The organism is Aeromonas sp. 600276, from assembly GCF_049175815.1.
In the GTDB taxonomy this organism is placed as follows: Bacteria; Pseudomonadota; Gammaproteobacteria; order Enterobacterales; family Aeromonadaceae; genus Aeromonas; species Aeromonas dhakensis.
Genome location: NZ_JAAKVU010000017.1, coordinates 108,752 through 119,636 on the forward strand (window position 1 = coordinate 108,752; position 10,885 = coordinate 119,636).

The following is a 10,885-nucleotide window of genomic DNA, read 5'->3' on the forward strand; positions in this document are numbered from 1 at the left end:
ACGGCCCAACCCCCCAGCGGGTGAGCAGGCGACATGAACGGGAAACCGCCACAACCCCGACCAATCGGAGTCATATGAATTTTTTCGCTTAGGTTTGCCAGTTTATTTTGTTTGTTATCCGGCACTTGGGTCACAGGATGGAATAAGCGACTGACCATCTCGACTCATTCAGGATAAAGCATGCCGTACAGCTACCTATCACATCTGCGTTGCAGCAAGACCGGCGAGATTGTGGATGCCGATCAGCCCCAGCAGCTGAGCCCGGTCGGCGCCCCCTTGCTGGCCAGCTACGACCTCGAGGCCCTGAAGCAGGCCTGGCATCCGGCCGCCCTGCTGGGCCGCCCCGCCAGCCTGTGGCGCTACCACGAGCTGCTGCCGGTACGCGACCCCGCCAAGGTGGTCACCCTGGGGGAAGGCTTCACCCCGCTGTTGCCGCTGCCGCGCCTCGGCAAGCAGGTCGGCATTCCGGATCTCTGGATGAAGGATGAGAGCCTCACCCCCTCCGGCTCCTTCAAGGCCCGCGGCGCCGCGGTCGGCGTCTCCCGCGCCCGCGAACTCGGCGTCAGCCACTTCGCCATGCCCACCAACGGCAACGCCGGTGCGGCCTGGGCACTCTACGGCGCCCGCGCCGGCTTGCGCAGCACCATAGTCCAGCCGCAGGCGGCCCCCGCCATCACAAGGCTGGAGAGCGCCCTGGCCGGTGCCCGCCTCTATCTGGTGGACGGCCTCATCAGCGACGCCGGTCGCCAAGTGGCCGAAGCGGTGGCCGAGCAGGGGCTGCTTGATGCCTCCACCCTCAAGGAGCCCTATCGCATCGAGGGCAAGAAGACCATGGGGTTTGAAATCGCCGAGCAGCTCGGCTGGACCCTGCCGGACGTGATCCTCTACCCCACCGGTGGCGGAGTCGGCCTCATCGGCATCTACAAGGCGCTGCGGGAGTTGCAGGAGCTGGGCTGGGTGCAGGGACCGCTGCCGCGCCTGGTGGCGGTGCAGGCGAGCGGCTGCGCCCCCATCGTCCAGGCCTGGCAGCAGGGGGAGCGCGAATCGCGCTTCTGGCCCGACTCCCAGACCCTGGCGTTCGGCATCAACGTACCCAAGGCGCTGGGGGATTTTCTGGTGCTGGACGCCCTCTATCGCACCGAGGGCTGCGCCGTCGCGGTGGAAGATGGCGCCATCCAGCGCGAGCTGCGTCAGCTCGCCTCCCAGGAGGGCTGCTTCGTCTGCCCGGAAGGGGCGGCCGCCTTCGCCGCCGCCCGCCAGCTGCGGGAAGCGGGCTGGATCCAGGGGGGCGAGCGGGTGGTGGTACTCAACACCGGCGCCGGCATCAAGTACCCGGACGCCATCACAGTCGTGCCCCAGCGGCTGCGCCGCGACGGGAGGATCCCGGCATGAGCTTCGACTGGTCTTTTGTTCTCAGCACCCTGCCGGCGTTCGGCCAATCGGTCTGGGTCACCCTGCAGCTCGGCGCTATCGTGATCCTCACCTCGCTCGCCGTGGCGCTGCTCAATGTGACGCTGCAAAGCCTGCACAAACCCTGGCTGAACGGGGTGATCCGCGCCTATGTGGAGCTGGCCCGCAATACGCCGCTCTTGATCCAGCTGTTCTTTCTCTACTTCGGGCTGCCGGCGCTCGGCCTGTCGCTGTCGGGCTTTGCCACGGCGGTGATCGCCATGACCTTCCTCGGCGGTGGCTACCTGACCGAGGCGCTGCGGGCAGGGGTGCAGGCTGTCCCCCCCAGCCAGCTGGAGGCCGGGCGAGCCATCGGCCTCTCCCGCTGGCAGCTGCTGCGCCACGTGCAACTGCCCCAGGCCTGGCTCGCCAGCCTGCCGGCGCTGTTTGCCAACTTCATCTTCCTGCTCAAAGAGACCACGGTGGCCTCGGCGGTGGCGGTGCCGGAGCTGCTCTACACCACCAAGAACTACATCGCCCTCTACTACAAGACCTACGAGATGCTGGCGGTGCTGACCTTGATGTGCGTGCTGATCTTTCTGCCGCTGTCGCTCGCCCTGCGCGTCGTTGAAAGGAGGCTGCAACATGGTCAGTTCGGTCATTGAATCGCTGATGCAGGCATCGATCGTCCTGCTACCGCTATCACTCGTCACCAAGGCGCAGGAAAGGAGGGATCACTATGGCCAGTCCGGTCACTGAGCAGCTGACGCAGGCGCTGCCGCTGCTGGCGGTGGGCGCGGGCCAGACCCTCGCCATCTCGCTGCTCGCCATCCTGTTCGCCACCCTGGGCGGGGTCGGTTACGGCGTGCTGGCCCAGCAGGGGGGAAGGCTGACCCGGGGAGCACTGCGGGTCTATCTGGAGCTGTTTCGGGTGGTACCCGTGCTGGTCTGGCTCTACCTCTTCTTCTTCGGGCTGCCGATCTTCTTTGGCCTGGATATCCCGGCCTTCTGGTGCGCCGTGCTGGTGCTGGCCCTGTGGGGCGCCAGCGAGGTGGGGGAGGTGGTGCGCGGTGGTCTCAAGTCCCTCGCCCGCGGCCAGCAGGAGGCCGGCCTGGCGCTCGGGCTCTCCCGCTGGCAGCTCTATCGCCACGTGCTGCTGCCTCAGGCGCTGCAACGGCTGACGCCGCCGACCATCAACATCTACACCCGCATCATCAAGACCAGCTCGCTGGCGGTGCTGATCGGGGTGGTGGAGGTGATCAAGGTGGGCCAGCAGATCATCGAGCGCACCTATGGCTCGCTGCTTATCTACGGTCTGCTGTTCCTGTTCTTTTTTCTGGTCTGCTATCCGCTCTCGCTTGCCTCGCGCCGGCTGGAGCAACAATGGGGTAATGCGGTATGACACCTCTGCTTGAGCTCAATGCTGTCATCAAACAATTCGGCCAACACCGGGTACTGGATGAGGTCAGCCTCACGGTGCACGCCGGGGAAGTGATCGTCATCCTGGGGCCGAGCGGCTGCGGCAAGAGCACCTTGCTGCGCACCCTCAACGGGCTCGAACCCATTCAGGGGGGCGACATTCGCTTCGATGGAGAGCGGCTGGATGTCAACACCGACTGGCAGCGGCTGCGCCAGCGCATCGGCATGGTGTTCCAGAGCTATCACCTCTTCCCCAACCTGACGGTACTGGAGAACGTGCTTCTCGGCCCTCTGCAGGTGCAAAAACGAGAGCGGGCCGAGGCACTGCTGCAGGCGGAACAACTGCTGACCCGCATCGGTCTGTGGGAGCGGCGCCATGACTATCCGCGCCAGCTCTCCGGCGGCCAGCAGCAGCGCATCGCCATCGTAAGGGCGCTCTGCATGAACCCGCAGGTGATGCTGTTTGACGAGGTGACCGCTGCGCTGGATCCCGAGATGGTGCAGGAGGTGCTGGAGGTGATCCGCGATCTCGCCGGTAGCGGCATGACCCTGCTCATCGTCACCCACGAGCTGGCGTTCGCCCAGGCGGTGGCGGATCGCATCGTCTTCATGGACGGCGGCCACATCCTGGAGCAGGCCGCCCCCCATCAATTTTTCGAGCACCCGCGCAGCCAGCGTGCCCGCCAGTTCCTCGCCAAGTTTTCTTATACAACTGTCATCAAACGAAAGGAGTCAGCATGAAAAAAATCACCTCGGTTCTGTTCAGTGCCTTGTTGGGACTGGGTCTCGCCAGCGGCGTCGCCCATGCGGCGGACGGTTCCCTCGCCAAGATCAAGGCCCGTGACAAACTCATCGTCGGCGTCTTCACCGACAAGCCCCCGTTTGGCTACGTGGACGAGAAGGGCAACTACGTCGGCTTTGACACCGACCTCGGCCGCCGTTTCGCCAAGGATCTGCTGGGAGACGAGAACAAGGTCGAGTTCGTCGCGGTGGAGCCCGCCAGCCGCATCCCCTTCCTGCAGAGCGACAAGGTGGATCTCATCCTCGCCAACATGACGGTCACCCCGGAGCGGCGGCAGGTGGTGGACTTCACCAACCCGAACCTCAAGGTCGCGGTGCAGGTGCTGGTACCGGAGAAGAGCGCCGCCAAGGGGCTGGACGATCTCGCGGACAAGACCCTGATCGTCACCACCGGCACCACGGCCGACATCTGGCTCACCCGCAACCACCCGGAGTGGAAGGTGCTCAAGTTCGAGAAGAACACCGAATCCCTGCAGGCGCTGGCCCAGGGCCGTGGCGACGCCTATGCCCAGGACAACCTGGTGCTCTTCAGCTGGGCCAAGGAGAACCCGGGCTATCGGGTTCTGCCCGAGAAGCTGGGCTCGGAAGACCCCATCGCGCCGGCGGTGAAGAAGGGCAATATCGAGCTGCGTGACTGGGTCAACGACCGTCTCGCCAAGCTGGGGGAAGAGAAGTACCTGCTGAAACTCTATGACCAGTATGTGCGCGACAAGTTGAGCGCCGATACCAATCCCGACGACGTGATAGTGGAAGGAGGCAAGTGGCAGGGCTGAGCCTGCCGAGAGAAGTGCTGAGAGTGTGATGTGTGTGAAATCTTGGTTCCGTTGGTCCGCAAACCGCAAGGTTTGACCTTTCAGGCGTCCCCCTCGGGTGACGCCTTTTTTTCGCATGGGAAAAAGAACCGGGCCAGGGGCCCGGTTGAAAACCCGCGCAGAGCAGGCTGTGTCACGTCGATGACACGGTTCAGGCTGCCGGACTGGCACGGGATGCCGTCCGGCCAATTCGCCGCGCCACCGGGGGCGGGATGAGCCCTCGGCAACGCCGGCGAATGGGGTGGCGCAGCGGGCGCCGAAGAGGGTGCCTACTCCCGCTCCAGGGCGTGGATGGGGTCCATCCGCGCCGCCCGCCGCGCCGGGAAGAAGCCGAACAGCACGCCGATGAGGCTGGAGCAGAAGAAGGCCATCAGCACGGCGTCCAGGGAGTAGCTCAGGGTGAACTGCCTGCTGAAGTGCTCGAACAAGACGCCGACCAGCAGGGAGAGCAGCACCCCGGCCGCCCCGCCCAACAGGCAGACCAGCACCGCCTCGATCAAGAACTGCTGCAATATGTCGCCGGTTCTGGCCCCCACCGCCATCCGCACGCCGATCTCGCGGGTGCGCTCGCTCACCGACACCAGCATGATGTTCATCACCCCGATGCCGCCCACCACCAGGGAGATGAGCGCAATCATGGCGATCAAGAGAGTCAGGGTGGCATTGGTGCTGGTGATCGCCTGACGGATGCTGTCGGTGTTGAGCACGAAGAAATCCTGACTGCCGTGACGCTCGCGCAGCAGGCGGGTGATGCCATCCTCGGCGGCGGCCAGCGCCACCTCATCCTGCACCCGCACGCTGATGCTGCGCAGGTAGCTCTGGCCCAGCATCCGCGTCATGGCCGTGGTGTGGGGGATCCAGACGTTGAGGTTCTCGTCGCTGCCAAAGCCGCTCTGGTTTCGGGCCACCACCCCGATCACCCGGCACGGCAGGCTACCCAGCAGGATCAGCTGACCGAGCGGCGACTCCCCCGCGGCAAACAGGCGCGCCAGGCTGTTCTCGTCGATCACTACCTCCTGCGCCATGTCGGCCACGCTGGTGGCATCGAACAGCATGCCTTGCAACAGTCGATAGCCGCGCACCTGGAAGAACTGCTCCCCCACCCCGTTCACCGAACCCAGTACCGCCTGACTGCCCCGGCGCAGGGTGACGCTGGTGGCCAGGCTGGGGGTCACGCTGTGCACATAACCGAGCCCGGCGAGAGCGTCGGCGTCCTCCACCCTGAGGGTCTGGACCGCCTCAGCCCGCCGATCGCCGAAGCCGCTGCCGGGGAAGATCTCCAGGGTGCTGGTGCCCATGGCATTGATGTTGGCCAGCACCTGCTGCTGGGATCCGCGCCCGAGCGCCACCACAGACACCACGGCGGCGATACCGATGATGATGCCGAGCATGGTGAGGAAGGTGCGCATGCGCTGGGCCTGCATGGCCAGCAGCGCCATCTTGAAAGCGGCGCCGAGCCGCCCGGCCAGACCACCGCGTGCCCCTTCGCCGACCCGGGACCCAATGTGCGCGGGAAGCGGCTGTGCCGGCTCGCGACGACGGTCGGCCACCACCTCGCCATCTTTCAGCTCGATGATCCGCTCGGCCTGCTCGGCGATCGCCATGTCGTGGGTCACGATCACCAGCGTATGCCCCTCGCGGTGCAGCCCATTCAATATGCCGAGCACCTCGGCCCCGCTCTGGCTGTCGAGGGCGCCGGTCGGCTCGTCCGCCAGGATCACCTGACCGCCGTTGATGAGGGCGCGGGCAATGCTGACCCGCTGCTGCTGGCCGCCGGAGAGCTGGCTCGGCTTGTAGTCGAGCCGGCTGCCGAGCCCGAGCCGCTGCAGCAGGCTCTCGGCCCGCGCCTTGCGCGCATCGCCGGCCAACCCGGCATAGAGGGCAGGCAGCGCCACGTTGTCGCGGGCACTGAGATCTCCCAGCAGGTGATAGCGCTGAAAGATGAAGCCGAAGTGCTCGCGGCGCAGGGTCGCCAGCGCATCGGCCGTCAGCCGGCTCGTCTCCCGTCCGGCCACCCGGTAGTCGCCCTCGCTCGGCTGATCGAGGCAGCCCAGAATATTGAGCAGGGTCGACTTGCCGGAGCCGGAGGCGCCGACGATGGCCACCATCTCGCCCCGCGTTATGGTCAGGTCGATGCCCTTGAGCACCTCGACGCGCCGCTCCCCGTCGCCAAAATGGCGGCGGATACCGCTCAGTTGCAGCAGTGGTTCTCTCATCATCACATCCCCATGGGCGGACCCATCCGCCCGCTCTGCTGGTGCTGGGCCGTCAACTGGCTCACCACCACGGCCTCCCCCTCCGCCAGCCCGTCCAGGATCTGGGCATCCACCTTGTTGTTGAGGCCGACCTTCACCTGCCGCCATTGCGGGCGACCGCCCTCATCCACCACCTGTACCCGCCCCTCGCTCAGGGCGATGGCCGGGATCACCAGCGCGTTGCGTTCGGTCGCCAGCACAATGTGCACCTGGGCCGTCATGCCGATGCGCAGGGCCCGCTGCGGATTTTCCACCTCGAACAGGCCGTTGTAGTAGACGGCCGTGCTGGTCGAACTGCTGCTGGTCGTGTCGTCGTTGATGGTGTCGGGGGCGGGTTCGATGGCACGCAAGCTGGCCTGGTAGCGCTGTTCGGGCGCTCCCAGCACGGTGAAATAGCTGGGCAGGCCGGCCTTCACCCTGATCACGTCCGCCTCCGAGATCTGCGCCTCCACCGTCATGGTGTCGAGTCGCGCCACCTTGACCATGGTCGGGGTACTCTGCACCGCGTTGACCGTCTGCCCCTGCTCCACCGGGATCGCCACTATGGTGCCCGCCATGGGGGAGACGATGCGGGTGTAACCCAGATTCACTTTGGCGGTGTCGACCGCGATGCGAGCCTGCACCGCCTGCGCCGTCAACGCCCGGATGTCGGCATGGGTGGCCGTCAGGGTTGCCTCCGCGCTGTCGTAGTCGGCCTGACTGCCCAATCCCCGAGCCAGCACCTTGCGCTGACGCTCGAAGACCAGCTGGTTGTTGCGCAGAGTGGCCCGGCGCGAGGCCAACTGGGCCTGCACGTTGTCGAGGGCGGCTTCGGCATCCTTGAGGGCGTTCTGCTGGGTGAGATCGTCGATCTCGACCAGCAGATCGCCCTGCTTCACCTCGTCCCCCAGTGCCACATGCAGCGCCTTGATCTGCCCCGATACCTGGGCCCCCACACTCACCAGCTTCTGGGCCTGCAGGGTGCCGTCGGCCAGCACGCTCTGCTCCAGATCCCGCCGCTCGACCGAAGCCGTGATATAGGCGGCTGCCGGCGCCGCCGTGGAAGGCAGCCACAGCCAGCCGGCGCCGACCAGCAGCAGGGCGGGCAGCAGCAGGCGAACAACGAGAAGACGGGCACGGGTCATCGCGGATATCCTTGGCTAAAACAGAGGATGAAACAGACCCGGGCAATCTACTCCAATGTCCGGTTAAGCCTCTTGCAGGGCAGTGTAAGGATTGCGTAAAAGCAGCTGTCAGGCGGAGACGGACACGGGAAAATGGCGCCAACCCGAGACGGAGAAGAGCGATGAAGATCCTGCTGGTGGACGATGATCTGGAGCTTGGCACCATGCTGAGCGAATACCTGGGCGGCGAAGGCTTTGCCACCACCCATGTGCTGACCGGCAAGAGCGGCGTGCAGCACGCCCTCTCCGGCAACTATGCCGCCGTGGTGCTCGACATCATGCTGCCCGACTTGAACGGCAGCGAGGTGCTCCGCCAGATCCGCCGCGACAGCCGGATCCCCGTCATCATGCTCACCGCCAAGGGGGACAACATCGATCGGGTGATCGGGCTGGAGATGGGGGCCGATGACTATGTGCCCAAGCCCTGTTACCCGCGAGAACTGGTGGCCAGGCTGAGGGCCGTGCTGCGCCGTGTCGAGCCTGCCCCCACGAATCCAAGCAAGGAGCAGGGCCTGCGCCTTGGCGAGCTGGTGCTCTCCCCCGCCAGCCGTCAGTGTCACTGGCAAACACAGCCGCTGGAGTTGACCGCCACCGAGTTCAACCTGCTGGAACTGCTGCTGCGATCGCCGGAGCGGGTGGTCAGCAAGGATGAGCTCTCCCTGCACGGGCTGGGCCGCCCACGCGAGCCCTATGATCGCAGCGTCGACGTGCACATCTGCAACATCCGCCAGAAGCTGCAGGCCCTGGCGGGGGACGCCATCGGCATCGAGACGGTGCGCAGCATAGGATACCGCCTGGCATGATCCTCAAGGGGCGCCTGTTCTGGAAGATCCTGTTCGGCTTCTGGTTCACCATCATCATGATGAGCCAGCTGCTGTGGGTGGCCTTCAGCCTCTATCGCCATGAGGGACCGCCGGAGCAGCGGATGGCAAGCCAGCTGGCCGAACGCCAGCTGGAGGCGGCCGCCAGCCTGCTGCAGCGACAGGGACCGGCTGCAGTCGCAGCCCTGCAGGCCAGCTGGCCGGCCCGGGAGCGAAGGCTGCTGCAGCTTGAACCGATCACAACAGAACCAGCCACGACGCTGAGCGGCCGCATCCTGCCGGGGGCCGATGGCCAGCACTATCGGCTCGACTACGACGGCGCCGGCCTGCAGCAGTTGCTGGCCCCACCCCAGCCCCACCGCAACTGGCTCAACATGCCGCCCCCCATGTGGTGGATCGGCGGGCTTGGCGGCCTCTTCTTCAGTGCCCTGCTCGCCTGGCACCTGACTCGTCCCATGAACCGCTTCCGACAGGGGTTCGCGCGCCTCGCCCAGGGTGAGCTTGATGTGCGCCTCTATCCCGCCATGCGGCGGCGCCACGACGAGATCAGCGATGCGGCCCGCGACTTCGATGCCATGGCCGAGCGGCTGCAACTGCTGGTGGAGAGCCGCGAGCAGCTGTTGCACGACGTCTCCCACGAGCTGCGCTCCCCCCTTGCCAGGTTGCAACTGGCCATCGGTCTGGCCCAGCAGGATCCGGCCAGGATCGATGGCTCCCTGGCGCGGATCCAGCTCGAGACCCAGCGCATGGACAAGATGATCGGCGAACTGCTGACCCTCACCCGCGCCGGCCATGGCGAGCGGGACGGCGAGGAGTATTACGATCTGCAGGGGCTGGTCGACGCCGTGGTGAGCGATGCCCGCTACGAGGCGCAGCACATGGGCGTCGAGATCAAAACCTGGGTGGATGAGACCCGGGAGTACACGGTCTGCGGACAGGCGGAGCTGATCCGCCGGGCTCTCGACAATGTGCTGCGCAATGCCCTGCGCTTCTCGCAGGCGGGCCAGTGCATCCACCTGACCCTGATGCACCAGGGCAGCGAGTTCGTCATCGAGGTGGCGGATCAGGGGATGGGGGTGGATGAGAGCAAGCTCTCCAGCATCTTCGATCCCTTCGTGCGGATCGGCTCCCCCGCCGCAGGCAAGGGCTATGGGCTGGGCCTTGCCATCACCCGCAAGGCCATCCAGGCCCAGGGCGGGCGGGTCGACGCCAGAAACGGCGAAGAGGGCGGCCTGATCGTCACCCTCCACCTGCCGGGCTAGCTGCTCCGCCCAGTCATCACTGCTGCTGGTTAGCCCCGCAGCCGCTGCAATTGACTGATGGCGGCGCCGGTTGAACGGAAGGCAAACTCGGCAGGGGCAATGCTGGCCAGCTTGCGCCACTCGCAGGCTGCCACATCATCGGCCGCCACCACCAAAGGCTTGTCTGCCAACTCCAGCAAGAACACGGTATCGCAGGTGTGATAGATCACATCGTCATAGGGATAGACGTTGGCATAGGAGCCCAGGTAGCGCGGCGTCTCCCCCGTCAGGTTCAGCCCCAGCTCCTCCTTGAGCTCCCTCACCAAGGCTTCCTCCAGCGATTCGCCGGGATCGACGAAGCCGCCCGGCAGATCCAGCAACTCCTTACCGGGATCCCGGGCCCGCACTGCGACCAGCAGCTCGTCCTGCCAGCACAGTGCCACCATCACGGCCGACGCCACATTCTGGAAATAGTGGAAACCACAGCCACAGGCAAACTCTTTCTCGCTGCGCTGTTGCAGCGTTCCGGAACCACAACGGGGACAAAACATAGGAGACTCTCATCTGACACCAAAGGCGCATTGTATGCCGAACCCCATCCCTGATGGAAAGCCTTGAGGCACAACACCCATGACGTGATAAATCAGCGGGATATAAAAGAGGGAGAAGAGGTAATACTGCGGGAAGCAAACGAAAAAAAGCCCAGTCTGTCGACTGGGCTTCTTAAGTAGTGGCGGAACGGACGGGGAGACGGACAGAGTCCGGCTCAAGCACAAAGGACAACAGACAGGGACCGCGTTGCCAGTGGCAAGTCACAGCCCTGCCTAGTCTGTTGTCTCTTGTTGGCGTGCTTCCGTTCGCAAATACCCAAAGTAAAAAGGCCTTCCCTGACGGGAAGGCCTTTCAAGTTAGTGGCGGAGCGGACGGGACTCGAACCCGCGACCCCCGGCGTGACAGGCCGGTATTCTAACCGACTGAACTACC

The 10,885-nt window shown here is 65.3% G+C and carries 10 protein-coding genes; 7 read left to right on the forward strand and 3 right to left on the reverse strand.

Annotation, left to right across the window (positions count from 1 at the left end):
* The first annotated feature begins 180 nt into the window (after positions 1-180).
* The 5 genes from G5134_RS16785 to G5134_RS16805 all read left to right on the forward strand — a co-directional run bounded on the left by G5134_RS16785 (position 181) and on the right by G5134_RS16805 (position 4,382).
* The gene (locus G5134_RS16785) at positions 181-1,392 is read left to right on the forward strand and encodes a threonine synthase (protein WP_065017298.1); all 1,212 of its coding nucleotides are present in this window, start codon (positions 181-183) and stop codon (positions 1,390-1,392) included.
* The gene (locus tag G5134_RS16790) at positions 1,389-2,054 is read left to right on the forward strand and encodes an amino acid ABC transporter permease (protein WP_065017297.1); all 666 of its coding nucleotides are present in this window, start codon (positions 1,389-1,391) and stop codon (positions 2,052-2,054) included. Before G5134_RS16785 ends, G5134_RS16790 begins: the two co-directional genes overlap by 4 nt.
* Before the next feature lie 74 nt (positions 2,055-2,128).
* On the forward strand, positions 2,129-2,791 hold the full coding sequence (locus G5134_RS16795; protein ID WP_065017296.1) for an amino acid ABC transporter permease: 663 nt from the start codon (positions 2,129-2,131) through the stop codon (positions 2,789-2,791).
* Positions 2,788-3,549 carry an amino acid ABC transporter ATP-binding protein gene (locus G5134_RS16800; RefSeq protein WP_065017295.1) on the forward strand — a complete coding sequence of 254 codons (762 nt, stop codon included), beginning with the start codon at positions 2,788-2,790 and terminating at the stop codon, positions 3,547-3,549. The genes G5134_RS16795 and G5134_RS16800 overlap by 4 nt, the downstream gene beginning before the upstream one ends.
* The gene (locus tag G5134_RS16805; protein ID WP_065017294.1) at positions 3,546-4,382 is read left to right on the forward strand and encodes a transporter substrate-binding domain-containing protein; all 837 of its coding nucleotides are present in this window, start codon (positions 3,546-3,548) and stop codon (positions 4,380-4,382) included. Before G5134_RS16800 ends, G5134_RS16805 begins: the two co-directional genes overlap by 4 nt.
* Before the next feature lie 308 nt (positions 4,383-4,690).
* Here G5134_RS16805 and G5134_RS16810 read toward each other — a convergent pair whose 3' ends face one another.
* Positions 4,691-6,637, reverse strand: coding sequence for a MacB family efflux pump subunit (locus tag G5134_RS16810; RefSeq protein ID WP_421232089.1), 1,947 nt, complete (start codon positions 6,635-6,637; stop codon positions 4,691-4,693).
* 2 nt (positions 6,638-6,639) lie between these two features.
* Positions 6,640-7,800 carry an efflux RND transporter periplasmic adaptor subunit gene (locus tag G5134_RS16815; RefSeq protein WP_065017292.1) on the reverse strand — a complete coding sequence of 387 codons (1,161 nt, stop codon included), beginning with the start codon at positions 7,798-7,800 and terminating at the stop codon, positions 6,640-6,642.
* A gap of 161 nt (positions 7,801-7,961) precedes the next feature.
* Here G5134_RS16815 and G5134_RS16820 point away from each other — a divergent pair, with 161 nt between their 5' ends.
* Both G5134_RS16820 and G5134_RS16825 read left to right on the forward strand, forming a co-directional pair.
* Entirely contained in the window at positions 7,962-8,642 is a 681-nt protein-coding gene (locus G5134_RS16820; protein WP_065017291.1) for a response regulator transcription factor, read from the forward strand.
* The gene (locus G5134_RS16825; RefSeq protein ID WP_065017290.1) at positions 8,639-9,922 is read left to right on the forward strand and encodes a HAMP domain-containing sensor histidine kinase; all 1,284 of its coding nucleotides are present in this window, start codon (positions 8,639-8,641) and stop codon (positions 9,920-9,922) included. Before G5134_RS16820 ends, G5134_RS16825 begins: the two co-directional genes overlap by 4 nt.
* A 29-nt stretch (positions 9,923-9,951) precedes the next feature.
* Here G5134_RS16825 and G5134_RS16830 read toward each other — a convergent pair whose 3' ends face one another.
* On the reverse strand, positions 9,952-10,452 hold the full coding sequence (locus G5134_RS16830) for an NUDIX hydrolase (protein WP_065017289.1): 501 nt from the start codon (positions 10,450-10,452) through the stop codon (positions 9,952-9,954).
* Positions 10,453-10,885 lie beyond the last annotated feature (433 nt).

Coding starts and splice junctions, on each gene's coding strand:
- G5134_RS16785 (WP_065017298.1), top strand. CDS start 181: ATGCCGTACAGCTACCTATCACATCTGCGTTGCAGCAAGACCGGCGAG.
- G5134_RS16790 (WP_065017297.1), top strand. CDS start 1,389: ATGAGCTTCGACTGGTCTTTTGTTCTCAGCACCCTGCCGGCGTTCGGC.
- G5134_RS16795 (WP_065017296.1), top strand. CDS start 2,129: ATGGCCAGTCCGGTCACTGAGCAGCTGACGCAGGCGCTGCCGCTGCTG.
- G5134_RS16800 (WP_065017295.1), top strand. CDS start 2,788: ATGACACCTCTGCTTGAGCTCAATGCTGTCATCAAACAATTCGGCCAA.
- G5134_RS16805 (WP_065017294.1), top strand. CDS start 3,546: ATGAAAAAAATCACCTCGGTTCTGTTCAGTGCCTTGTTGGGACTGGGT.
- G5134_RS16810 (WP_421232089.1), bottom strand. CDS start 6,637: ATGAGAGAACCACTGCTGCAACTGAGCGGTATCCGCCGCCATTTTGGC.
- G5134_RS16815 (WP_065017292.1), bottom strand. CDS start 7,800: ATGACCCGTGCCCGTCTTCTCGTTGTTCGCCTGCTGCTGCCCGCCCTG.
- G5134_RS16820 (WP_065017291.1), top strand. CDS start 7,962: ATGAAGATCCTGCTGGTGGACGATGATCTGGAGCTTGGCACCATGCTG.
- G5134_RS16825 (WP_065017290.1), top strand. CDS start 8,639: ATGATCCTCAAGGGGCGCCTGTTCTGGAAGATCCTGTTCGGCTTCTGG.
- G5134_RS16830 (WP_065017289.1), bottom strand. CDS start 10,452: ATGTTTTGTCCCCGTTGTGGTTCCGGAACGCTGCAACAGCGCAGCGAG.